We start from the raw sequence: 22360 nt of genomic DNA on the forward strand, positions 1-22360 counted from the left end.
GCTCACCGGACGACCGTCACCGTAACCGGGGCCTCCGCAACCACCGTGGTGGCGACCGTGCCCAGGAGGCGCGAGGCGATGCCGGTGGGGCCTCCGTGTCCACCCATAACGACGTGATCAACGTCGCCGTCCTCGACGTAGGCAATGATGGTCTCGGCCGGTGCCCCCTCCTCGACGACCGTCTCGACCTCGCGGCCCGATTCGTCGATCGTCTTCGTGGCCTCCTCGAGCACTGCGGTCGCACGTTCGCGGGCGTTCTCCCGTCGTCGTCCCTCCCGTTCAAGGAGGCCGCTCTCGCTCATCCGACTGCTGACAGGGGTGACCACGCTCAAGACCGTGATCCGACAGTCGAACACCTCGAGCGCGTGAGCCAAGGCCTCCTCGGCCAACGGCGACCCGTCAAGCGGGACGAGCACGTGTGTGGGCTCCATACGTTACATCGAGGGGCTTGCCATATCACCTTCCCGGAGCGAACGGGCGGGCTTGTCGGGTGACTCCCGTTCTGGCCGATGATCGCGCCGGCCGAGCCTCTACTATCGCTGGTTGCGTCCGTCGACTCCGCAAAACCTACTTCACAGCCACACGACGACTCCAGACGCGCGGAAGTGAGCGTATCACGGAGTCCTTCGGAGTCGACGTGTGGAACCAGATAGACGACGTGTTCCACCGCGTCACCCGCGAAGTCGATGGACTACGGCGAGTACATGAACCGGCATCTCCACGGATAGTACATGAACCGGCATCTCCACAGATGGGTATTCGCCAAACTCACGCGCAGATACGCCCGCTTGACACCTTGAAAGAGTGCCATACTGCGGTGAGGTAGGATACCGCCCGCGACAGGCGACGTTCACGTGTACGAACGATGCGTGTTAGATGGGCGAGCATCAAGCGGGCGTGAACGGAGCGGTGAACATTCGCAGAAAGATAACTCGGAATCCTCCCACGGAGGATATGAGTAATGGCCGGTTGGCACGGCTAGTAGACACCCCGTTCAACCAAACCACTGGGTCGGTCCACCCGAGGGCACGGGTGGGTTGCAAACCCTAATATCCCACCGCTCGGGAATCCTCGCCCTTCAGGCGGGGAGGACGTCAATCTCGGTACTCACACACCCACAACTACGTCTCCGGTATTACTATTCGGATGTGATTGCCCTCAGAATCGGCCTCCACAGTAATCCATCCCCCGGAGAGTTCGACGATCCAGTGCACAAGCCAGAGACCGAGTCCCGTGCTATGATAGACTGCCGTCATCTCATAGTCTTCACGGAGTACGTTTGCCTCCATCTCCGGAATCGGTGGTGCATCGTCCTCGACGATCAAAATGGTCTGTTTATTGACCTGATTAAGCGTAACGTGCACTGACGGCACCTCGTTCTCGTTGTGTATGATTGCGTTCTCCAGGAGTTCGATGATAGCATACTGGAATTTGTCCAGTACGGACGCGAAACACCGGTTCTGGCAGTAGACAGTCACACGGGCGTCGGGGAATCTCTGTCTGACCGCTTCGACCGCGTCCGAAACTACTTCGTCGAGAGCGACCCTCGTGGTCACGCTGTCGTCCGTCAGTATGTTCACCATCTCACGTTGTTTTTCGGCGGTCTTGAGGAGCGCCTCACCAGTTCGGCGGATGACTCTCGTCCGGTCGGCCGTATCGGGAAACTCCGCTTCGATCTGGTCAGCGTTTCCCAAGATGATGTTCAGATCATTACGCAGATTGTGGCGGAGGAGATTATCCATCACGCCGAGCTGTCGTTCACGTCGTTTCCGGGTCGTAATATCCTTGGTGACGCCGGCGATTCGGACGACTTCGCCGTTCTGAATGATCGGGATGCCCTGTACCCAGACCCACGTTTTGTAGTTCCGGTTCGGATTCACCCGGTATTCCACGTCGAGGAAGGTGCCGTTAGAAAGACGCTCCATCGCAGCCTTCACCACGGGAACGTCCGAGGGATGGATCGTGTCGAAGAAGGCCGTCGAGTCACGCTTAAGCTCCTCGGCCGATCCTCCATAGAGGGACTCGTAGGCGGGATTGACGAACAGGCATTCGGACCAATCCCCGTTGAATAACCACAGCACATCCGGAGTCGCTCTGGAGAGCTGTCCGAGACGTGCCGCCGTTTCGCGACTTTCAGCCTCCGCTTCGACCCGGTCCGTGATATGGCGTGCACTCACAACATAGCCGTCAATCTGCTCGTTAGTGAGATTCGACATGCGGCTTTCCAGCCAGGCCCACGAGCCGTCTGTTGTCCTGAAGCGATGTTCGACGACTGCCTCGGCGTACCCCTCGGCTTCAACCACTCGTTCGAAGGCGTCCCGTGCGTCCCCAACATCGTCGGGATGGATGTAATCGAAGGCACCTGTGCCCAGAACATCGCTGGGTTCCCAGCCGATCAGGCGCTTGAGTGCCGCATTAGCGTAGGTGAAGCGTCCGTCGTCATCGAGTAAGACGATGATGTCCTGCGAATAGTCAAGCAAGGCGGTCGAGGGAGGGGGAGAACTCATAAGTTGTCCTCCGTCTATCTCAAAAAGGTGTATGCCTGTCCGGATAGTTTTTTTGCCGCCGCTACGAGTTTCTGCGACCCGTCCGCGATCGATACGCGCCCTGTATTCCCCAATTTCGGAGAGGCATCGCTCGGAAACGCCGCTGGCGCGGCGTTCCCTCGCTCCCTCACAGAATCGATCACAGCGGAATCTGCCACGATAGCAAGAATTCTGAACGCAACGGCTTGGTTGACATCCTCCCGCGCCTGAAGACGCGGGAATCCCACGGTACCGCACCGCTGGATTGGGATATTAGGGTTTGCAGTCTACCACTTGTGCCTGCGGTTGGAATCCACTGGACAAGTCATGAAGGTAGACTCCGGGCTGTGCCAACCAGCCGGTACTCCTATCCTCGTCCACACTGGCCGAAGACTCGGAGTTACTTTGGTTCAAGTCGAGACGGATGTTCTCCGCCCCATTCACATCAGCGTTGAACGCATCATCGTGTTCCGCACACACGTACAGGCCGCGTTCGACACGCTGACTCTCGTCTTTCCTACCGCAGACGCAACACGTCTTACTCGTGTCGCGCTCATTCACCCCGTATCGAAGACCTAGTGGCGTGGCAGGGGCGGGTCACGGACGAGTTCGTTAGGGATGTCGTTACTGCGATAGAGACGTATCTCCGGTAGTCCGAAATGTACGCCCGGAACACTAACGACCGGTCTCATCTCCGGCGGCATGCCGTGTCGACCGGGAAACCCTCGTGCCGGGCGGCCGGAAGCGTTCCGGCGGACGGTTCGAACGCGATCGCGCCCGAACTGGTATGTACCGCGCCCGGGTTCGCCGCTCGGTCATCGCTCCCAGTCGGGAATGCTCCGGCGGGGACTAAAGGCGCGTACCTCCGCTAGCGACCACACGCTCTTAAGACGTCCGCCGCGTCCGCGTACCACCCCATCGTCACTCTATTGCCGAACTCCGGGACGACCGTCCTCAGTCGGCATCAGGTCCGAGGTCCGCCTCCTCGACGTCGTCCCGCGGTGCGTTCGCGGCGATCGGCGAGACGCCGCGACGCCGCGCGTCGAACTCCGAGAGCCCGTAGACGAGCCCCACGAGACCGATCGCACCGATCGGGAGCAGGACGAGCGGCGAGATGCCGACGTATCCCCACACGAGCAGCAGGACGATCGCAACGATCCCGACGGTCCCCGCGTAGTAGAGTTGCGTCCGAACGTGGTCGATGAGGTCGGCGCCGGTGAACGTCGCCGAGAGGACGGTCGTGTCGGAGATCGGCGAGGTGTGGTCGCCGAAGATCGCCCCGGAGAAGATCGCGCCGACCATCGCCGCCACGAGGGTGTGGCCCGCGGCGCCGCCGCCGGTGATCGACCACGCGACGGGGATGACGATCGGCGTCAGAATGCCCATCGTTCCCCAGGAGGTCCCCGTCGAGAAGGCCATAAACGCCGCGATGACCACCACGAGCGCCGGCAGGATCGCCGGATTCACCACGCCCTCGGCGATGCCCGCGACGTACTCGCCGGTGCCGAGCGCGCTCACCACCTCGCCGATCCCCCACGCGAGCGAGAGAATGGAGACCGCGGTCAACATAATGCCGAACCCGTCGATCGTCGTGTCGGTGGCCTCGCCGAGCCCGAAGATCCCGTACGCCTTCCCGAGAACGAACCCGGTGACGACCATCGCGAAGGAGCCGTACAACAGCGCCTTGTCGTAGGCGGCATTGGTGACGCCGTCCCAGAGGGCGCCGGTCGGGTCCGCAAGGAACCCGCCGAGGGTGAATCCGCCGGTCCACAGCGCGCCGATGAGCGTGACGACGATCAGCACGGCGACCGGACCGAAAAAGTTCACGAGCCGCGGGTTCGCCGCGGACGGCTCGCCGAGCTCCGCGGCGACGTCCTGCATCGGTCTCGCCTCCTCGCGGTTGACCCGTCCCGTGGCCCAGGACCGGTGTTCCGCGGCGAGCATCTCCCCGTAATCCCGTCCCGAAAGCACGATGATGAACACCATCACGATCGCCAGGATCGCGTACATGTTGAACGGGATCGAGTTCACGAACACCTCGAACACCGGGGGATGGTCACTCACGCCCGCGGCCTCGTAGCCGTCGCTGATGAGCGACAGCTGGAAGGCGACCCACGAGGAGATCCCCAGCGTCGCCACGGGTGCCGCGGTCGAGTCGACGAGATAGGAGAGCTTCTCGCGGGAGATCCGCAACCGGTCCGAAACGTCCTTCATCGAGCTGCCGACGATCGCCGTGTTGGCGTAGTCGTCGAAAAAGAGGATCACGCCGAGGACGGCGATCGAGACCCCGGCCTTTCGCTGGGTCGTGAGCCGCTTGAGGGCCCAATCGCGGATCGCGTAGGAGCCGCCGAGGTTCCAGACCATCGCCACGCCCGAGCCCAAAAGCAGCGTGAAGACGATGATCGTCGCGTGGAACTCCCCGGCGATCGCCGCAATGATCCAGTCGAACGCCGGGAAGAAGCCGAACCCGGCCGACACGACGCCGGAGAGCCACCCCACGGGATCGCCGAGGAGGTTCGGGCCACCGGCCTGGATCACGCCGCCGGACCAGATGCCTAAGAACAGCGACAGTACTGCCTTTCGGGTCACGATCGCCAGTGCGATCGCGAGCACGGGTGGGATCAGTGACGCGGCGCCGAACTCGACCATATCCGAAACGGTTCGTTCGGAAGGCACTTAAAAACCTGTCTAAACCGGCAGTCCGATCCCGGTGACACGGCCACCGACCAGGCAAAGCGGACTGCCGGCGTCCGGGAACCACCACGGATCGGCGCCCTTCCGGATCCGCCACCACGACGGACCCTCGATTCGGATTCGAACGCAAGTCGTGGATCGGAACCGTCACCGCGGATCCGAACGCACTTATGCGGGAACGACCCACACCCAGCAATGACTGTACGAGTCGGCATCCTCGGCGCCACCGGCGCCGTCGGACAGCGATTCATCCAACTGCTCGACGATCACCCGACCTTCGAGCTCGCCGCGGTCACCGCGAGCGAGGCCAGCGCCGGGAAGACGTACCGCGAGGCCGCCAAGTGGCGCGTTGACACCCCGATTCCGGACGACGTCGCCGAGATGGAGGTCGTCGACACGGACCCGAAAGCGGTGCCGGACGACGTCGACCTCCTGTTCTCGTCGCTGCCCTCGGACGTCGCCGCGGCGGTCGAACCGCCGTTCCTCGAGGCCGGCTACGTCGTCTCCTCGAACTCCTCGAACGACCGGATGGCCGAGGACGTTCCGCTGACGATCCCCGAGATCAACCCGGACCACCTCGGGCTGATCGACGTCCAGCGCGACGAGCGCGGCTGGGACGGCGCACTCGTGAAGAACCCGAACTGCTCGACGATCACGATGGTCCCGACGCTTGCGGCCCTCGACCGGTTCGGACTCGAGGGTGCACACATCGCGACGCTGCAGGCGGTTTCGGGGGCGGGCTACTCCGGCGTCACCTCGATGGAGATCATCGACAACGCGATCCCGCACATCGGCGGCGAGGAGGAAAAGATGGAGACCGAATCCCGGAAGCTGCTCGGCTCCTTCGACGGCGCCGAGATCTCCCTCCACGACGCCGACGTCGCAGCCTCCTGTAACCGGATCCCGACGCTCGATGGCCACCTGGAGAACGTCTTCGCCGAACTCGCCGAGGACCCCTCGCCCGAGGCCGTCCGGGAGGCGATGCGCGACCAGCCCGCCGCCGATCTCCCGAGCTCCCCGGACCAGCTGATCAAGGTCTTCGACGATGCGGAGCCCGAGCGACCACAGCCCCGTCTCGATCGCACCTACGCCGACGGAATGGGGATCGTCGCCGGCGGCGTCCAAACCACCACGGACGGCGTGAAGTACAACTGTCTCGCACACAACACCATCCGCGGCGCCGCGGGCGCGTCGCTGCTTAACGGCGAGCTGTTGGTTGAAGAGGGCTGGATCTGAACGCTTCAGGGCTGGTCCGTCGGCGGTCCAGTCGGTCTACAGATGAGCAAGGCGAGTGTCTCGGGGTCGTTCGGAAACGTTCGATTTCCGTGATGACGAGACGCGGAGCGTCTCGACCCACTTGACCTCGAGCGTCTCGACCCATTTGACCCTGCGGCGGTTCACTCGTCCAGATAGCGACAGCGACCCGCCTCCTCGTCGAAACACTCCGGGCACTCGGGAGACCGATCGATGAGAAGCGACAGTCGATCGGCGACGTCGGCATCAAGGACGGGTTCGATCGCTCGTGCTTCCTCCCGGTACTCCGTGACCTCAAGGACGTCCCGCAGGAACCGCTGGATGAGACACGAGTTTTTGAGAAGCGACCGGCCACGCTCGCGTCCTGCGTCCGTCAGCGTGACCCCGTTGTACTTCTCATAGTGGAGCAGCCCCTCGGACTCCAGTTTCGCGAACATCTCGGTCGCACTTGAGGGATGGACGTCCAGCACGTCAGCGACGGCACCCGTGGCGATCGCTGCGTCCGCAACGCGCGTCCGTTCGAGGGTATAAATCACTTTGAGATACCGATCTCTCGAACCCATACGTCAGGGCCCCGTCGCGTGGTGCTCAACGTGTCTCCGATCGCGAGTCGGGTGCCGGACGAACGCGATCCTCCACGAGTGCATTATGATTTAGGTATGCCTAAAACATTATGTATTCTTCGATTCCGGCGGTCACGGAACCGGGAGCCGTCGATGGCACATATCAAAGCCGTTGATATACATATCAAAATCACATCACGAATATCTCGTTTTTTGTCGCGGATTTACGGCGAGGTCCCATCGTCCGATATCCGGAGTAAACTGATTTATGAGGGCGATTAGGCCGAACGATGAAATACCTCCGTTACCCCTTGCTGTTTTTGGGCTGGCCTAAAATATTCCATAGTTGACAATATTTATGTGGCTGGGGGTTCAAGGGAGAGGTGATGAGCACCAACGAATCCCTTCGTCGAAAGGCGGGCACCGTCGAGAAGAACGCCGTCCGTATCGACACCGACAAGGCCGAACAGGTCATCGAAGCGCTGAACACCGATCTCGCCGCCACGTACGTCCTCTATCACCAGCTCCGGAAGCACCACTGGAACGTCGCCGGGGCGGAGTTCGAGCAGCTGCACGACTGGTTCGGCGACGCCGCCGAGGACGCCGAGGACAACGCCGACGACCTCGCGGAGCGCGTCCAGGCTCTCGGCGGGGTGCCGATCAGCGGTCCGAGCGCCCTCGCGGACCACGCGCCGGTCGAGTTCGAAGGTGAGGACGTCTACAACGTCCGAACCTCGATGGAGAACGACCTCGTCATGTACGGCGAGATCATCGAGACCGTACGCGAGCACATCTCGCTCGCCGAGGACCTCGGGGACTACGCGACGAGCGAGATACTCCGTGAGACGCTCGAGGACCTCGAGGATGACGCCCACGAGATCGAGCACTTCCTGGAAGACGACACGCTCGTCCTCGAAGACGCGCTCAACTGAGGGGGTGTAAACGATGGCGAAGAGACAGATCGGCCTGGTCCGCGAGCCCGACACCGGCGAGCGCCGCCAAGAGTGGGGGACGGTCGGTGACAACCGGCTCCGGATCGATCGCGACGAAGCGGAGATGATCGTCGACGCCATCAGCGTCGACCACGCCGGATCGTTCAACCTGTTTTATCTCTTGCGCAAGCATTACTGGACGGCGGAGGGGGCGGAACACGACGACGTCGCGGACTTCCTCGAGGACGCGTACAAGCGAGTCCGCGACATCAACGACGACCTCGCGGTCCGGATCGTCGAACTCGGTGGCATTCCGCCGAACACGCCGCCGACGCTTCAGGACTACGCCGAGGTCCACCTGGAGGCGGAGGGCCTATATGACGTTCGTGCCTCGCTCGAAGGCGATCTCGAGGGCTATGCCACGCTGATCGCGAGTATGCGCGATCACGTCGGCCTGGTCGAAGACCTGGGCGATGCGGCGACGGGGGAACTGCTTCGGGACCGCCTCGAGGACCTCGAGGATGACGCCCACGAGATCGAACGGCTCCTCGAAGGCGACACGCTCGTTCGGGAGGACGCACTGAACTAACATGGCGAGTACACCACATCTCCGGAAACCCGATGCGGCCCACCGTCGACAAGAGTGGGACACGGTCGGGGAGAACGCCCTTCGCATCGACCGGACTGCGGCCGAACGGATCGTGGAGGCACTGAATTCCGAGCTCTCCGGGCTCTACATCCTGTTCAACCAGGTACGCAAACATTCCTGGCTCGTCGAAGGATCCGAGTCGAGGGACGTCGGTGACTTCCTCGAAGACGCCGCCGACCGACTCACCGAGATCACCGACGACCTTGCGATCCGGGTACACGCGCTTGGCGGCGTCCCCGTCTGTGGCCCGATGGGGATCCGCCAGCACGCACCGATCCACATCGAAGCACCACACCACTACGATATACGGTCCTCACTCGACCGCGATCTCGACGGCTACGCGACGCTCGCGGTGCAGATACGTGAGCACATCGCACTGGCGGACCGACTGGGTGAGGAAGCGACCAGCGAGCTACTGCGCGAGCACCTCACAACGCTCGAGGCGGACGCACACACGCTCGAGAAGTTCCTCGAGGACGATACGCTGGTCCAGCACGGATCGACGAACTGATCGCGGGTCGGCACCGCGGCGGCGAGCCCCCAGCCGGTGGACCCGGTTCGGTCCGCGGGAGGGGGCCTCACGGTCAAGGCGAGATCTCGTCGCGATCGATGGGGTCCTCGACGTCACCCATGATCGACTCGAGGAGGTCCGTAATCGTCAGCATCCCGACGATGTCCCCGTGTTCGACCACGAGCGCAAGCTCCTGATTTTCGGTCTGAAACTGGTCGATGGCGTCGCTAATCGCGGCATCCGCTGGCAGCGTCATCGGCGGCGCCGCGAGGTCCACGAGATCGAGGTCGCCGGTTTGTAACTCCTCGCGGTGGCGTTCCAGAACCGGAGCGTAGATGATCCCCTCGAAGTCCGTCAGCTCCTCCCCGACCATCGGGTAGCGCGTGTGCGGGTGTTCCGCCATCCGCCGAAAGTTCTCCTCGGTGTCGACCTCCGTCGAGAGGCTGATGATCTGCTCGGGCGGGATCATCACATCGCGAACCTCACGTTCGCCCACGTGGAGCGCATTCATGATTTCCTCGCGCCGCTCCTCCGGCAGCCCGCCCTCTTCGAGCACGGATCCGAGACGGTTTCGCAGGTCGGATCGGGTTTCGATGACGTCCTCTTCGGTCTCGAGCCAGGCGCCGGTCATCTCGACGCCGAACAGTTTGAGCGTCCGCTTTGCGACCGCATCGCCAAGCGTGATCAGTGGCGAGATCAGCCAGTTGCAGAGATACAGCGGAGTGGCACCGTACCGACAGACCATCCGTGACCGTTCGACGCCGAGGTAGGTCGGCGTCTGTTCGCCGTGGGTGAGATGAACGAGGTTGATTATCAGAAACGCGATGAGCGCACCCGCCCCGATGCCTGCGAGAGCCGAGCCCGCAAAGAGGGGTTCGAAGATGGCGGCGAGCGCGGGCTCGGCGACGATCCCGACCGCGATGCTGGAGGCCGTGATTCCGACCTGACACGTCGTGAGATAGATCTCAAGATCCTGGGTCATCTTCCAGGCGCGCTCGAGCGCGGGATGACCGTCCTCGATGAACTCCTCCTTCGAGAACTGTCTCGCGCGCGTCAGCGCGAACTCGATGGCGACGAAGAACCCGTTCGTCAGAATGAGCAGGAGACCGGCGAGAAGCCGGACCAGGATTTCAGCCGTGTTCATCGATGGGTGTTGGTTTATCGTCGAGACGTTTTACCCTTGAGGCCCAATCCACCTCCATCGGATCAACCGGCGATGACCGCGAGGGTCGGTCGCGGTCAACGCGGGCGGTTGCACGCGTCGAACCGCTCGTCCGACAGATAGACGTCGGCACCGCGCACTTCGACGTCGATCTCGTCGAGCGCGTCGCCCCGACAGGGGCCGTCCGTGCAGAATCCGTCGCCACACTCGAAGCGTGCCCCGTGGGCGTGACAGACGATCTGATCGTCGTCGATGATCGCACCATCGCCCGGATCGAGCGGGACGTTCGGCTTGTGCGGACACGAGTTTCGCCAGGCGAAGACGTCGGCGTCGTTCTCGCGCCGGAGAATGATTTCGGTGGTACGGCGCCCGCTGACTGCCGTACAGCGGAGTGTACTGTTCGACGGAACCTCCGACAGCGGCGCAACGTACCGCGGATCCCGCTCGCCGTCGGGGGCCGACTCCCCGTGCGGTCGGGGCGTCGTCTCCTCGGCAGCGTTGTCCGCGTCCGTGACCTCGGCACCGTCGATACTGAACCGGAACGTCACGTCGTCGGCGGCGACGTTCCCCGCGTCGTCGTGGACGTGGGCCGATGTCTCCTCGGAATCCGACGCGACGGACACCCGGATCGAGTCACGCATCTCCCATTATTTTTGGCCTACCTAAAAAATGTCTTTCGGATCCGTGGATCGGCGGCCGAACCCGACATCGTTTTAGGCCTGGCTAAAATCAGTTAGGACATGACGGATGCCGACGTCGACGTCGACCTCGAGATCGAGGTCGAAATCGAACCGGACGAGTTCGAACTCGAGGTCGGCGATCGACGCGAGGTCGAGGGGCAACTCGACGCTGACGGCCTCACCATCGAAGTCGAGGCGGAGATCGAAGTCGAGGGAGAACACGACGACCGCTGAGGGAGGGGCGTTACTCCGAGAAGGTGACCGTCGTGTCCGTGGCGATCCAGGCGTCGGTGTTGCCCGGTTCGGTCAGGACGGTTCGCTCGGAGTGAATCTCGTAGACGTTCAGTTCGGGGGTTTCATCGGGGGATTCGTCTCCGGTTGGTTCAGTACGGGCGTCGGACGCCGGCGTCTGACTACGAGACGTCGTCATTGAGATTGTTTAGGCAAACCTAAACCAAAAAGGTTTGGATGTGTTGGTTACGGTGGCTTGGTCACTGGTTGTTCGCGGGCGTCGTTCCCGAGTCCGCGAATACGACCGAAACGCACCCTCACTTGGGGAGACGCCGAACCGACCCATTCGTATCGCGGTATGTGATTCATACGGCCCGTGCGGGTCACGTCGGGAGCGACTCCGGCACCCACAGATCGCTCACGGTGCGATCCGCCGCAGCACCAGTCACACCGGTTCAAGCGCCTCGGCGACCAGCTCGATCGGATGTGGGGGTTGCTCCTCGACGTCCAGGTCGGAGAGCTGGGTACGACAGGACGCACCGGGGGCGACCACCGTCTCGCCGTCGCTCGCCGTCACCTGATCGCGAAGGATCCGGCCGATCGCCATCGAGAGGTCGTGGTGTTCGGCTTCGTAACCGAACGAGCCGGCCATCCCGCAGCAGCCGGAATCGATCGGATCCACCGCGTAACCGGCACGGCGGAGCACGCCCACTGCGTGGTGGTCGGCGTTGGTGGCCTTCTGATGGCAGTGGCCGTGATACGTCAGCCTCCGGTCGGGTGCGTCGAACGCGAGCACCTCGTCGATCCGATACGCATCGATGAACTCCATCACGCTATAGGAATTGTCGGCCACGCGATCGACGGCGGGTCCCTCGAGGAGGTCGCGATACTCGTCCTGCACCATCACCGCGTCGGCGGGTTCGATGAAGAGCACGTTCGCGCCGTCGTCGACCCGGTCGGCGAGGGCGTCGACGTTGGCCCGGGCTCGGTCCCCGGCTGTGCCGAGGAACCCGGCGGAGTAGGCCGCACGGCCGGACGGCGCGAGGCCGTCGGGCATCTCGACGCGGATTCCCGCAGCCTCGAGCACCGCTATCGCCGCCCTTCCCGGGGCCGGATGGCTGTAGTTCGTATACGTGTCCGGAACGAGAACGACCGCTCCGGTCGCCGTGTCGGCATCGACGGCGGGCCCGCCCCTGGCCGCGAACCACTCGGTCAGCGTCTCCGAGCGGAACGTCGGCAGGGTACGATCCGCGGCGATCCCGAGCGTCCGCTCCAGTACTCGGCGGGCACCCGGAACTTCGGTCGCGGCGTTCGAGAGGGGCGCCAGGGCGCTCCCGACCGCCGAGAGACGATCGATATCCCGGAAGAGGCGCTCTCGAAGGCTCGACCCGCGTTCCTCGTGGTGACGGTGTTTCACCTCGGCCTTCAGCTTCGCGAGGTCGACCCCGGTCGGGCAGTCGCTCGCACAGCCCTTACAGCCGACACAGAGGTCGAGGACCTCGCCCTGGAACCGATCCGAGTGGAGCTCCTCGGGGGGAAGCTCGCCGCTTATCGCGGCCCGGAGGAGGTTGGCACGGCCGCGGGTCGACTGGACCTCCTCGCTCGAGGCCCGGTAGGTCGGGCACATCGTCCCCGAGTCGGTCTCCCGGCAGGTCGCACAGCCGTTGCACAGCTCGACGAGGTGGGAGAACCCGCCCTCCGCCGAGAAGTCGAGCGTCGTCTGCGGCTCGATCGACCGATAGCGCGGCCCGTACCGGAGGTTCTCCCGGTTGTCCGCACCCACCCCGCGTTCCGAGTCGGGGCCGGGGTCGTCGGGACCGTCACGGTAGACGACGTTGCCGGGATGGAACAGCCAGTCGGGGTCGAAGGCCGTCTTCAGCTCCTTGAACGCCGTCCAGAGGGTCTCGCCGTACATCTTCGGCGTGAACTCGGTCCGGGCCATCCCGTCGCCGTGTTCCCCGGAGAAGGCGCCGTGATGCTCCAACACCAGATCCGTGACGTCCTCGGTGATCGAGTGGAGCGTCTCGACGCCGGAGCCCGTCTTCAGGTTCAGTATCGGTCGGATGTGCAGCGTTCCCGACCCGGCGTGCGCGAAGTAGGCCGCGGTGGTGTCGTGCGCCTCGAGAATCTCCCGAAACGACTCGACGTACCCGGCGAGTTCGGCGGGCGGGACCGTCGCGTCCTCGATGAACGGGTACGGCTTCGGGTCGCCCTCGAGGCTCATCAACAGAGGAATCGCCGCCTTGCGGAGCCGCCAGAGGTCAGCCTGCGCCGACTCCTCGTACGCCTCGATCGCCTCGAACGCGTCGCCGTTCGCGACGAACCGCTCGGTGGTGGCGGCGATCGCGTCCGCGAAGTCGTCGACGAGCTCGGAGTCGTACTCGACGAGGAGCGCCGCGGCGGTCCCCTCCGGGATCGGCGCCGCGTACTCGGCGTAGCCCTCGGACTCGGCGGCCAACCGGAACACCTCCTCGTCCATCAGTTCGACCGCGCTGACGTCGTGTTCGAGCGCCTGGGGGACCGCGCGCAGGGCGTCGACCAGGTCGTCGAAGCAGTAGCAGACGAGCGCCGTCTCCGCGGGCACGGTCACGAGCGAGAGCTCGGCCTCCACGACGACGCCGAGGGTTCCCTCCGCGCCGACGAACAGCTTCGAGAGGTTGATGACCCGCTCGCCGTCCGCGCGCTCGTGGATGACCTTCTGGAGGTTGTACCCCGATACCGACCGCTTGAGGTCGGGGTAGCGTTCCTCGATCTCCGCGGCGGAATCCTCGACGAGCCCTCGCACCGTCTCGTAGATCCGTGCCTCGGCGCCGTCGCCGGAGACGATCGCCTCGTACTCGGGCGAGTCGAGAACGACCTCGCGGGCGTGGATCATCTCCCCGTTCGCGAGCACGGCCCGCAGCTCCTCGACGTACGCGTCGGTGATCCCGTACCGGACCGAGTGTGCGCCGGTCGAGTTGTTGCCGATGCCGCCACCGATGGTCGCCCGCCCGGACGACGCCGGGTCGGGCGCGAACCGGAGGCCGTGCTCCGCGAGCGCGTCGTCGAGGTGGTCCTGCACGACGCCCGGCTGCACGACAGCCCGGCGGTCGTCAGGGCGGATTGCCACGACGTCGTCCAGATGGCGGGTCATGTCCAGAACGACGCAGCCCGGACCGACGGCCTGTCCCGCGAGCGACGAACCGGTTCCGCGGGGCAACACCGGCACGTCGTGGGCGGCGGCGACCCGCACCGCGGCCTGCACGTCCGCCACGTCGGTCGGAAAGACGACGCCGGCGGGGCGCGCCTGATAAATGCTCCCGTCGGAGGCGTACAGCACCTGCGCGTACTCGTCGAACCGTACCTCGCCCGCGACCCGGTCTCGAAGGTCCGCCGCGAGCGCCGCGTGTTCGGCGACGTCCGGACGATCGTACGGAAGCGTGGTCGCCGAAGTCGCGGGATCGTACTCCGCGTGGTCGTCGGCCGCTATGTCGTCCGCGTGGTCGTCGGCCGCTATGTCGTCCGCGTGATCGTCGACCGCCATACCCGAATACCGTCCGGGAACCGGTTAAATGTGTGAGTCGATACCGCGATCCATAGTGCCGGATGGCTATCACTGATATCGTGGACGACCACTACCGGCATCGTGAGCGACCACTACCGGCATCGTGGACGGCCACTACCGGCATCGTGGACGATATCACATCCGACCCGTCCGCGTCCGGGGTTCGATCTCACTTCCATTTATATACCTTCTCACGGAGAGTCGTGCCTCATTTATATATCCCGTCGAACGATCCTCGCCGCGTTTATATATCGTACCGGAGTGACGTGCGACATGCGCCAGGCACGCCTGCTCACGCCGGACGGGCCGGTCGCGGGACGGTACGAGGACGGGACGATACACGCCGCCGACGGCGTCTACGAGGTGGGCGTCGACGGCCGACTCCTGCCGCCGTGTGAGCCCTCGGCACTCTACTGCGTGGGGCGAAACTACGCGGAGACGCTCGACCAGATGGCCTACGAGCGGCCGGCGGAACCCGACTTCTTCATCAAGCCGCCGACGAGCCTGCTCGGCCACGGGCAGCCGATCCCGGCGCCCGACTGGACCGATGAGCTGACCTACGCCGGCGAGCTCGTCGCGGTCATCGACCGGCGGTGTCGCGCACTCGATCCGGCCGACGTCCCTGAGGTCGTCCGGGGCTACACGATCCTGAACGACGTCGACGCGCTCGACCAGGTCGGACGGACGGCTCGGAAGGCCTTCGACGGCTCGGCGCCGCTGGGCCCGTGGATCGAGACCGACCTCGCGGACCCGACCGACGTCGAGATGGAGACGATCGTCGCCGGCGAGCGACGCCAGTCGGCCAACACCGAGCTGATGCTGTTCGACCCGTTCGAGCTCGTCGCACACCTCTCCCAGCGGTTCACGCTGCGTCCCGGCGACTGCATCGCGTTCGGCAGCCCGGCGAATCCCGGCCTGATCGAACCCGGCGACACGGTCTCGATCACCTACGAGGGCGTCGGGACGCTCGAGAACGCCGTGGCCGAGGTCAGGTTTCCCTAGCGGATCGCGCCCGAGACGAGATGGCCCTCGCCGAGGCCGGCGGTCCCTAGACGACCCGGTTTTCCAGCTCAGCTCCGGAATCGAGCCGCTCGACGTTCTCCGCGAGGATCTCCGCACAGCGGTCGAAGTAGTTCGGCGTGTTGCCCGCGTTGTGCGCCGTGATCGTCACGTTGTCCAGGTCCCACAGGGGGTGGTCGTTCGGAAGCGGTTCCGGGTCGGTGACGTCGAGCGCGGCGGCACGGATCTCGTCGTGTCGGAGCGCCTCGAGCAGCGCGTCCGTCTCGACGACGCCGCCGCGCGCGATGTTCACGAGGATCCCATGCGTCGGCATCGACGTCAACAGCTCCGCGTCGACGAGCCCCGCGGTCGTCTCGGTGAGCGGGCACGCAAGCACCACGTGGTCCGCCGCGGCGACGGCTGCGTGCACGTCATCGAAACCGTACACCTCGTCGGTCGGGCCGCCCTTCTCGGGCGTATACCGGACGCCGAGCGTCTCGACGCCGAAGGCGTCCAGCCGCTCCGCGATCCCGGTTCCGATCGCGCCGAGGCCGACGATCGCCACCGTCGATCCCTGGAGCTCGAGCACCGGATGCGTCTGCCAGGCCCCGCGCTGCTTGTTGTCCCACGCCCGCGGGAACTGCCTCGCGTGGGCGATCAGGCTCCCGATCACGTATTCGGAGATGTTCGGCACGTGAACGCCGGAGGCGTTCGTCACCGCGACGCCGTGGTCCTCGAACGCCTCGAGCTCGAGGTGGCCGGTGCCGGCGTAGACCCCGGCGAACAGCTCGAGGTTCCCCGCGGCCGCGAGCTGGTCGCGGTCCAGCTCGAAGCCGGTCGCGACGCGGGCGGTGCGGAGGAACTCGCGCTGTTCGTCGGGCGTCGCGGGGTGGACGATCTCCTTCCCGGGAAGCTTCTCCCGAAGGATCTCGGCGTAGTCCGCTCCGTCCTGTCCGTGGAGCTTCTGCCGCAGGACCAACACGTCCGGGCCGGAGGAATCGACATCTGGATCGGACGAATCAACGTCTGGGTCGGACATACGCCCTCGTTCTGCCACCGACCGCATAACAGTTAGTGGTACGTCGAGCGCGTCACCGCTCGAACCGGTCGCGCTCCGCCGCCACGACGGCGCCGCCGTACCGATCCAGCAGCGTCCCGAGCGCGGCCCCGAGCGCGCGCAGACACTGTCGGGTCGACTCGTAGCCGAGTTCGTCGGCCACCTCCCCCCGCGGCTGACTCTGAAGCACCACGCGGATCAGCAGCCGAACCTCCCGGTCCGTGAGGTTGCCACCCGAGACGTCCCGGTCGAGCAGGGCGGCGAACGCGAGGTCGCGAGCCGCTCCCGGTACCACCTCGTACCCGCCGGGGCCGTCCGCGGCGGCGACCAGCGCGCGCCAGTCCCGATCGGTGAGGGACAACCACTCACCGCCGTCGACCGGACACGCCGCGATCGTCGCGGCGGCGACGTCGGGATCGAGATCGCGAAGGGCGTCCGAGAGCCCGTCCCGGAGCCGGTCCCGAAGCGCGGCGGCGTGCCGGTCCCGCAGCCGCTCGCCCGCCGCGCTTGTCGGACGGATCATCACCGCCGAGCGCTCGCCGGAGGCGTCGTTGCGCGTCGTCGAGACGTGGACCGTTCCGTAGCCTGCGCGCTGCCAGAAGCGAACCAGATCCGGCGTCGCGCCGTAGCTGACGCTGAAATAGTCGACCGCGGAGTCGCCAGCTCCGTTCCCCGTGAACTCGTCGTGGATTCGGCCCAGAAGGTGACTCCCGAGTCCACGCCGCCGGAGGGCCGGATGGGTCGCGATCCGCATCGTCCGGATCCCGACCGGCTGGCCGGCGTCCTCGTCACGCAACTGGCTCGTGAGCACGTCTGGGACCATGTTCCCCCGGACGCGCTCGCCCTCGTACATCGCCGCCCGGCGGTCGGCGGACAGTCCGCCCTCCCGAGCAAGCAGCGCCACGGCGATCACGTGGCCTCGCGCCGTCAGCGCGCGCACCGAGAGGTTCGGCGCGTCGAGCAGCCGGGCCAGGTCGTTCGGTTCGGTCCGGTAGTGTGCGAACACGAGGAGGCCGAACGTCTCCGCGAGCAGCCGTTCGTCGGCGAGCAGGTCGTCCGTGGTCAGCCGCCGATAGGTGACCGCCGGGTTCGCTACGGAGTCGTCGTTCGCGGGCACGCCGTCCGCACGGACGTCCGCAACTGCCTCCGCGACCACCGGGGCGGCGTCGAGCAACAGCGCGCGGAACGCCCAGCGCTCGATGGGGTCGTGGCGTGCGTACCGGATCGGCTGGTCGAGCCGGATCTCCCGGAGTTCCCGCCCGGTCTCGCCCGCGTCGGCCCGAAGCCGATCCAGAAAGCGTACCGAAAACCCGCGGCCTGCCCCCTCATAGCCGTGGATCGTGGTGCAGAAGGCGACCGACTCGGCCGCAAGCAGCGCCTCCAGCGTGGCGACCGGCAGCGCCGCCGCCTCGTCGACGATGAGAACGTCCGCCTCATCACTGCCGGCACGTTCCGCAGCGGCGGGCGGGCGAACGTAGTCGACCGATCCGCCGGTTCCGGTCTCGATCCGACGGCCGTCCTCGTCGGCGGCGTCGACGGTGCCGACGGTTCGGATCGCGTTCCGCGCCGAGAGCACCTCACGAACCCGGTCGAACAGCGGCCCGACGGCGTCGATGGACGGCGCGGTGACGCGAACGTCCGTCCCCTCCAGGGCGAACGCCGCCGCGGCGAGCCCGGCAGCGCTCGACTTCCCGCGCCCCCGGTCGGACTCGACCACGACCGACGCGGACCCCGGTCCGCGAAGGGATTCGAACGCGCGGACCGCCCGAACCTGGTCCCGCGTCCGGCAGGCCGCGTAGACGGCGTCCGGGAACGCGGATCCCGCGGGGGCAGCGAACGTTCGATCCTCGGATCGATCCCGTGACCGTTCAGACCGGTCCGTGGTCCGTTCCGAAGGGTCGACGAGGCCAGGATCGCGAACGACGGCGGCACTGCCGTGATCAGAAGCGTCCTCGCCCCGACCGTCCTCCGCGGACGGCGCGTCCGCCACGTCGACGACCGCGATCCCCTCGTGGTCCCGGATCGTCGAGACGAGGCGCTCGCGGAACCGGCCGGTGACGTCGTCGATCCCGAACGGCGGAACCGCGAGCCCCTCGTCGAACCCGTCGCGGATAGCGGGCCAGTCCGCGAGCGGCGGCGTCACGAGCACGAGGAGTCCGCCGCCGTCGACCGCACCGACGACCTGCCCGAGCGCGTTCGGCCGGAACCGTTCGTGACAGTCGAGCATCACGACGTCGCGGGTGGTCCCGAGCAGGTCGGCGGCGTGGACGGGCGCGACGCGGTCGAACCGAAACCCCTCGCGAGTCGAGACGATGGACACGTCGAGGCCGGCGTCCTCCGTCGCAGCAGCCCGCGTCTCGTTCCCCTCCAGGTCGGGATGGTCCTCGAGAGTCATCCGGTTCTCAACGTCCACTCGATCCTCGACCTCCATCCGATCCCCGACGTCCACTCGATCCTCGACCTCCATCCGATCCCCGACGTCCACTCGATCCTCGACCTCCATCCGATCCCCGACGTCCACCCGATCCTCGAGCGCCTCGATGGCGGTGTAGGCGGCGTCGATCCCGGCGTCGCGGTCGCCCGCCAGCACGAGTCCGCGGCGCTCGTTGGTCCGGACCGCCTCCGTGCGGAGTCGGCGCGCGAGCTCGGCGACGTCCGTGATCTCCGGCTCCGCGGCCGCGTCGCTGGTCATCGCGTCGGGATTCGTCGGGCGGCCGTATGTGGCTTTCGAGCCGGCTGATCGCGGCGGTCGGTGGCCGCACAGTCGGGAGGCTTAACGCGACGGAGCCCGTTCCCTCGGATATGTCGACCGTCACGCTCGTCGGAACGCGGCTCGCCGACGTCGGCCGGGAGTTCGTCTACCGCGGCGAGTCCGACGACTGCGAGGGCTGTCCCTACCGGGACCAGTGTCTCAACCTCTCGACGGGAACCCGCTACCGGATCACCGACGTTCGGGAGAACGCCCAGACGCTCGAGTGTGCGGTCCACGACTCCGGGGTGCGCGCGGTGGAGGTCGAACCCGCATCGGTCCCGGCGAACGTCCCCTCCAGACAGGCCTACGCCGGCAGCCGCGCCTCGCTGGCCGGGGACTGTCCGCACACCGACTGTCCCAGCCACCAGTACTGCGTCCCCGAGGGAGCCGACTTCGACGAGGAGCGAACGATCCAGCAGGTGCTGGGTGAGCCGCCGCACGATTACTGTATGCTCGACCGCGACCTCACGCTCGTCGAGTTCGCGCCCGAGGAGTGAGGATGACCGACGGAGCGGACGCAGCGACGGGGACGGACACGTGGGTGACGCCGAGCCGCTTCGTTTGGCTCGCGCTGCTCGCCGTCGGGCTGATCGTCGCCTCCTTCGTGGTCCGCGGCCTGAGTCGGCTCGTCGTGGGCTACGGGACCGCGATGGCCCTCTCGGCACCGTTTCTCGCCGCCGGCGGGCTGCTCGTGGTCGGGCTCACGCTCCGCGGGCTGCTCGACCTGCTCGGGATTATGCCGATCGACGACGCGTGACCCAGCTGGACGCGCCGAACTGCCGACCCCTCAGTCCGCCGACGGCGTCGCCAGGTACTTCTCGTTGAGCTCGTACTCGCCGTCCTCGCCCTCGACCAGGTACTCGCCGTAGTAGGGGACCCGGTTCGCGACGACCGCCTCGAACGTCTCGGCGATCTCCTCGCGGGTCATCTCCCCCATCGACCGGAGGTCGTCGTTCCGGTTGAGACAGCCCTTGAGGTAGCCCTCGTGGGTGACGCGGACGCGGCCGCAGTTGGCACAGAACGTCTCGTTCTCGACGGGGTCGACGATCTCGACCATTCCGGTGCCGCCGGCGTCCGGATGGTCCGGATCCACCGCACCATCGTCGAGGTCGACGTCGGGCGCGGTCCCGTCGTCGCTGATGTAGTAGCGCTTGCGGTCGTGCATCTCGCGGTGCTCGACGCGGTCGGCGATGTCGGCGAGCCAGTCGTGGACGCGGTCGATGTCGATGTTCCACTCCGGCTTGCCGGTCAGCTCGGGCATGTACTCGATGAGCTGGAGCTGGAGCCCGTCGTTCCTCGCGACGTGGTCGACCATCCCCTCGACGTAGCCGGCGGTGTGCTCGAAGACGACCATGTTGAGCTTCACCGGGGCGAGTCCGGCGTCGAGGGCGGCCTCGACGCCCTCGATCACACGCTCGTAGGCGCCCGATTCGGTGATCTCCGCGAACGCCTCCTGGTCGAGCGCGTCCTGGGAGACGTTGACCCGGTCGAGGCCGGCCGCCTTCAGGTCCTCGGCGCGGCCCGGGAGGAACGTTCCGTTCGTCGTCATCGAGACCTCCATCGAGTCGGGGGTCCGGCGGATGATCTCCTCGAGGTCCTCCCGGAGCATCGGCTCGCCGCCGGTGAACTTCACCGAGTCGACGCCGTATCCCTCGACGACCTCCAGAAACCGGACGATGTCGTCGGCGGCCATTTCGTTCTCGCTCGGCTCCATCGGTCCGCGCGTGTCGCCGAGCCCCTCGTTGTGACAGTAGACGCAGTCGAAGTTACACCGGTCCGTGAGCGAGATCCGGACGCCGGTGACCTCCCGTCCGAAATCGTCCGAGAGCGGTTCGGGCATACGTGAACGATGCCGCCATACGTGCTTAAACATCCGGGTCACACCGGGCATCTCGTAACCATCTGCGGTTACTCATCGTCGACACGATGCCGGTCGACGTTTCGATCAGATGACGATCAGGTGGCGACGATCAGATGACGATCCCCGTGGACGAGGACCGCCCTCAGCCGGACTCGGACTCCCCGTCCACGGGAATCGAGAGTCGGAGTCCGTCGCGGGCGGTCTCGACCGTCCCCGTGAACCCGGCCGCGGCGACGGCGTCGACCATCTCGTCCTCGCGTCCGCGGGTGTGTGGGTAGAGATGCGTGAGATAGAGGCGACCGACGTCGGCGTCCGCGAGGGACCTCCCGAGCGCGGTCGGCGTGGGATGGTTCGAGACGTCGACGTCGTCCGGGAACGAGCAGTCGTGGAGGAGCACCGACGCGCCGTCGACGAACCGCGCGATCCCGTCGAACGCCTCGGTGTCGCCGGAGAACGCCACGGGCCCGTCCCGGGGCGCGAGTTCGGCCCCGGTGGGCGCGAATCGGTAGGCGTGGCCCGGCAGGGAGTGACGCGTGTCGGCGGCAGCCACGTCGAAGCCGCCCGCCGAGAAGTCGTCGCCGGGCGTCACCTCCCGCACCGCCAGATCGACGCGCCCGTCGAGGTATTCGTGGACGTCGAGGAGCCCGTCGAGCAGCGACTTCGTCCCCGGCGGGCCGAGGACCTCGAGATGCTCCTGGCCGGCGAGCCACCGCGCCTTTAAAAGCGCCAGCAGATCCGAGACGTGGTCGAGGTGGTGGTGCGTGAGCAGCACCGTTCCGACGCCCTCGTAGCCGACGTCGGTGCCGGCGAGCCGCCCGAGGACGCCGGATCCGCAGTCGACCAACAGCGCCCGGTCGTCGGTCTCGAGCAGCAGTCCGGTCTGGGCTCGGTCGGGAACGGCCATCGCGCTCCCCGAGCCGAGCACCGTCAGCCGCATCGTTTCCGG

General features: G+C 66.0%; 20 protein-coding genes and 3 pseudogenes. 10 read left to right on the top strand and 13 right to left on the bottom strand.

Annotated elements, in window-relative coordinates; genetic code table 11:
- Positions 1-2: 2 nt before the first annotated feature.
- A complete protein-coding gene (locus tag CPZ00_RS01010) occupies positions 3-431 on the bottom strand; it encodes a universal stress protein (protein ID WP_096388962.1) in 429 nt (142 codons plus the stop codon).
- 116 nt (positions 432-547) lie between these two features.
- Between CPZ00_RS01010 and CPZ00_RS16100 the strand changes: the two are divergent.
- A pseudogene (locus CPZ00_RS16100) lies at positions 548-873 on the top strand (RNA-guided endonuclease TnpB family protein); the annotation flags it as partial.
- A gap of 18 nt (positions 874-891) precedes the next feature.
- A pseudogene (locus CPZ00_RS16060) lies at positions 892-1050 on the top strand (RNA-guided endonuclease TnpB family protein); the annotation flags it as partial.
- A 71-nt stretch (positions 1051-1121) separates the two neighbouring features.
- Here the strand turns inward: CPZ00_RS16060 and CPZ00_RS01025 are convergent.
- From CPZ00_RS01025 to CPZ00_RS01035, 3 genes and pseudogenes are all read right to left on the bottom strand, one after another.
- Positions 1122-2507, bottom strand: a complete 1386-nt coding sequence (locus tag CPZ00_RS01025; RefSeq protein WP_096388963.1) for a PAS domain-containing sensor histidine kinase — start codon at positions 2505-2507, stop codon at positions 1122-1124.
- 291 nt (positions 2508-2798) lie between these two features.
- Positions 2799-3086 (bottom strand): annotated as a pseudogene (locus CPZ00_RS01030) (zinc ribbon domain-containing protein); the annotation flags it as partial.
- 393 nt (positions 3087-3479) lie between these two features.
- Complete coding sequence (locus tag CPZ00_RS01035) at positions 3480-5174, bottom strand: Na+/H+ antiporter NhaC family protein (protein WP_096388964.1); 1695 nt, start codon at positions 5172-5174, stop codon at positions 3480-3482.
- Between the two features lie 240 nt (positions 5175-5414).
- On the opposite strand from CPZ00_RS01035, the gene asd reads away from it, so the two are divergent.
- Complete coding sequence (asd, locus tag CPZ00_RS01040) at positions 5415-6455, top strand: aspartate-semialdehyde dehydrogenase (RefSeq protein WP_096388965.1); 1041 nt, start codon at positions 5415-5417, stop codon at positions 6453-6455.
- Positions 6456-6616: 161 nt separating this feature from the next.
- Here the strand turns inward: asd and CPZ00_RS01045 are convergent, their stop codons facing one another.
- Positions 6617-7036, bottom strand: a complete 420-nt coding sequence (locus CPZ00_RS01045; RefSeq protein WP_096388966.1) for a metal-dependent transcriptional regulator — start codon at positions 7034-7036, stop codon at positions 6617-6619.
- 386 nt (positions 7037-7422) lie between these two features.
- Here CPZ00_RS01045 and dpsA (CPZ00_RS01050) point away from each other — a divergent pair, with 386 nt between their 5' ends.
- From dpsA (CPZ00_RS01050) to dpsA (CPZ00_RS01060), 3 genes are read left to right on the top strand one after another with little or no spacing between them, the layout of a single operon-like run.
- Positions 7423-7968 carry a DNA starvation/stationary phase protection protein DpsA gene (dpsA, locus tag CPZ00_RS01050; protein ID WP_096388967.1) on the top strand — a complete coding sequence of 182 codons (546 nt, stop codon included), beginning with the start codon at positions 7423-7425 and terminating at the stop codon, positions 7966-7968.
- Between the two features lie 13 nt (positions 7969-7981).
- Positions 7982-8557: a DNA starvation/stationary phase protection protein DpsA gene (dpsA, locus tag CPZ00_RS01055; RefSeq protein ID WP_096388968.1), complete on the top strand. Its 576-nt coding sequence runs from the start codon at positions 7982-7984 to the stop codon at positions 8555-8557.
- Between the two features lies 1 nt (position 8558).
- The gene (gene dpsA / locus CPZ00_RS01060; protein ID WP_096388969.1) at positions 8559-9128 is read left to right on the top strand and encodes a DNA starvation/stationary phase protection protein DpsA; all 570 of its coding nucleotides are present in this window, start codon (positions 8559-8561) and stop codon (positions 9126-9128) included.
- A gap of 73 nt (positions 9129-9201) precedes the next feature.
- Here dpsA (CPZ00_RS01060) and CPZ00_RS01065 read toward each other — a convergent pair whose 3' ends face one another.
- Positions 9202-10272 carry a CNNM domain-containing protein gene (locus CPZ00_RS01065; protein WP_096388970.1) on the bottom strand — a complete coding sequence of 357 codons (1071 nt, stop codon included), beginning with the start codon at positions 10270-10272 and terminating at the stop codon, positions 9202-9204.
- Between the two features lie 95 nt (positions 10273-10367).
- Entirely contained in the window at positions 10368-10931 is a 564-nt protein-coding gene (locus CPZ00_RS01070) for a Rieske (2Fe-2S) protein (protein WP_096388971.1), read from the bottom strand.
- 99 nt (positions 10932-11030) lie between these two features.
- Between CPZ00_RS01070 and CPZ00_RS15505 the strand changes: the two genes are divergently transcribed.
- A complete protein-coding gene (locus CPZ00_RS15505) occupies positions 11031-11204 on the top strand; it encodes a hypothetical protein (protein WP_172861731.1) in 174 nt (57 codons plus the stop codon).
- Positions 11205-11214: 10 nt separating this feature from the next.
- Here CPZ00_RS15505 and CPZ00_RS01075 read toward each other — a convergent pair whose 3' ends face one another.
- Together CPZ00_RS01075 and CPZ00_RS01080 are read right to left on the bottom strand one after the other, a co-directional pair.
- Positions 11215-11400 (bottom strand): DUF7331 family protein, encoded by a 186-nt coding sequence (locus CPZ00_RS01075; RefSeq protein ID WP_096388972.1) that lies wholly within the window; start codon positions 11398-11400, stop codon positions 11215-11217.
- A gap of 246 nt (positions 11401-11646) precedes the next feature.
- A complete protein-coding gene (locus CPZ00_RS01080; protein ID WP_096388973.1) occupies positions 11647-14724 on the bottom strand; it encodes an FAD-binding and (Fe-S)-binding domain-containing protein in 3078 nt (1025 codons plus the stop codon).
- A 294-nt stretch (positions 14725-15018) separates the two neighbouring features.
- On the opposite strand from CPZ00_RS01080, the gene CPZ00_RS01085 reads away from it, so the two are divergent.
- On the top strand, positions 15019-15747 hold the full coding sequence (locus tag CPZ00_RS01085) for a fumarylacetoacetate hydrolase family protein (protein WP_096388974.1): 729 nt from the start codon (positions 15019-15021) through the stop codon (positions 15745-15747).
- A gap of 46 nt (positions 15748-15793) precedes the next feature.
- On the opposite strand, the gene CPZ00_RS01090 is transcribed toward CPZ00_RS01085, so the two are convergent.
- Together CPZ00_RS01090 and tmcA are read right to left on the bottom strand one after the other, a co-directional pair.
- A complete protein-coding gene (locus CPZ00_RS01090; RefSeq protein WP_096388975.1) occupies positions 15794-16783 on the bottom strand; it encodes a D-2-hydroxyacid dehydrogenase in 990 nt (329 codons plus the stop codon).
- 52 nt (positions 16784-16835) lie between these two features.
- Positions 16836-19493 (bottom strand): tRNA(Met) cytidine acetyltransferase TmcA, encoded by a 2658-nt coding sequence (gene tmcA / locus CPZ00_RS01095; protein WP_096388976.1) that lies wholly within the window; start codon positions 19491-19493, stop codon positions 16836-16838.
- A gap of 110 nt (positions 19494-19603) precedes the next feature.
- Between tmcA and CPZ00_RS01100 the strand changes: the two genes are divergently transcribed.
- Together CPZ00_RS01100 and CPZ00_RS01105 are read left to right on the top strand one after the other, a co-directional pair.
- A complete protein-coding gene (locus tag CPZ00_RS01100) occupies positions 19604-20050 on the top strand; it encodes a UPF0179 family protein (protein ID WP_096388977.1) in 447 nt (148 codons plus the stop codon).
- Positions 20051-20052: 2 nt separating this feature from the next.
- Positions 20053-20310 carry a hypothetical protein gene (locus CPZ00_RS01105; RefSeq protein WP_233255115.1) on the top strand — a complete coding sequence of 86 codons (258 nt, stop codon included), beginning with the start codon at positions 20053-20055 and terminating at the stop codon, positions 20308-20310.
- Positions 20311-20340: 30 nt separating this feature from the next.
- On the opposite strand, the gene moaA is transcribed toward CPZ00_RS01105, so the two are convergent.
- Both moaA and CPZ00_RS01115 read right to left on the bottom strand, forming a co-directional pair.
- A complete protein-coding gene (gene moaA, locus CPZ00_RS01110) occupies positions 20341-21393 on the bottom strand; it encodes a GTP 3',8-cyclase MoaA (RefSeq protein WP_096388978.1) in 1053 nt (350 codons plus the stop codon).
- A gap of 163 nt (positions 21394-21556) precedes the next feature.
- Positions 21557-22351, bottom strand: a complete 795-nt coding sequence (locus tag CPZ00_RS01115; protein WP_096388979.1) for an MBL fold metallo-hydrolase — start codon at positions 22349-22351, stop codon at positions 21557-21559.
- Positions 22352-22360 lie beyond the last annotated feature (9 nt).

The organism is Halopenitus persicus, assembly GCF_002355635.1.
In the GTDB taxonomy this organism is placed as follows: domain Archaea; phylum Halobacteriota; class Halobacteria; order Halobacteriales; family Haloferacaceae; genus Halopenitus; species Halopenitus persicus_A.

Coding starts and splice junctions, on each gene's coding strand:
- CPZ00_RS01010 (WP_096388962.1), bottom strand. CDS start 431: ATGGAGCCCACACACGTGCTCGTCCCGCTTGACGGGTCGCCGTTGGCC.
- CPZ00_RS01025 (WP_096388963.1), bottom strand. CDS start 2,507: ATGAGTTCTCCCCCTCCCTCGACCGCCTTGCTTGACTATTCGCAGGAC.
- CPZ00_RS01035 (WP_096388964.1), bottom strand. CDS start 5,174: ATGGTCGAGTTCGGCGCCGCGTCACTGATCCCACCCGTGCTCGCGATC.
- asd (WP_096388965.1), top strand. CDS start 5,415: ATGACTGTACGAGTCGGCATCCTCGGCGCCACCGGCGCCGTCGGACAG.
- CPZ00_RS01045 (WP_096388966.1), bottom strand. CDS start 7,036: ATGGGTTCGAGAGATCGGTATCTCAAAGTGATTTATACCCTCGAACGG.
- dpsA (WP_096388967.1), top strand. CDS start 7,423: ATGAGCACCAACGAATCCCTTCGTCGAAAGGCGGGCACCGTCGAGAAG.
- dpsA (WP_096388968.1), top strand. CDS start 7,982: ATGGCGAAGAGACAGATCGGCCTGGTCCGCGAGCCCGACACCGGCGAG.
- dpsA (WP_096388969.1), top strand. CDS start 8,559: ATGGCGAGTACACCACATCTCCGGAAACCCGATGCGGCCCACCGTCGA.
- CPZ00_RS01065 (WP_096388970.1), bottom strand. CDS start 10,272: ATGAACACGGCTGAAATCCTGGTCCGGCTTCTCGCCGGTCTCCTGCTC.
- CPZ00_RS01070 (WP_096388971.1), bottom strand. CDS start 10,931: ATGCGTGACTCGATCCGGGTGTCCGTCGCGTCGGATTCCGAGGAGACA.
- CPZ00_RS15505 (WP_172861731.1), top strand. CDS start 11,031: ATGACGGATGCCGACGTCGACGTCGACCTCGAGATCGAGGTCGAAATC.
- CPZ00_RS01075 (WP_096388972.1), bottom strand. CDS start 11,400: ATGACGACGTCTCGTAGTCAGACGCCGGCGTCCGACGCCCGTACTGAA.
- CPZ00_RS01080 (WP_096388973.1), bottom strand. CDS start 14,724: ATGGCGGTCGACGATCACGCGGACGACATAGCGGCCGACGACCACGCG.
- CPZ00_RS01085 (WP_096388974.1), top strand. CDS start 15,019: ATGCGCCAGGCACGCCTGCTCACGCCGGACGGGCCGGTCGCGGGACGG.
- CPZ00_RS01090 (WP_096388975.1), bottom strand. CDS start 16,783: ATGTCCGACCCAGACGTTGATTCGTCCGATCCAGATGTCGATTCCTCC.
- tmcA (WP_096388976.1), bottom strand. CDS start 19,493: ATGACCAGCGACGCGGCCGCGGAGCCGGAGATCACGGACGTCGCCGAG.
- CPZ00_RS01100 (WP_096388977.1), top strand. CDS start 19,604: ATGTCGACCGTCACGCTCGTCGGAACGCGGCTCGCCGACGTCGGCCGG.
- CPZ00_RS01105 (WP_233255115.1), top strand. CDS start 20,053: ATGACCGACGGAGCGGACGCAGCGACGGGGACGGACACGTGGGTGACG.
- moaA (WP_096388978.1), bottom strand. CDS start 21,393: ATGCCCGAACCGCTCTCGGACGATTTCGGACGGGAGGTCACCGGCGTC.
- CPZ00_RS01115 (WP_096388979.1), bottom strand. CDS start 22,351: ATGCGGCTGACGGTGCTCGGCTCGGGGAGCGCGATGGCCGTTCCCGAC.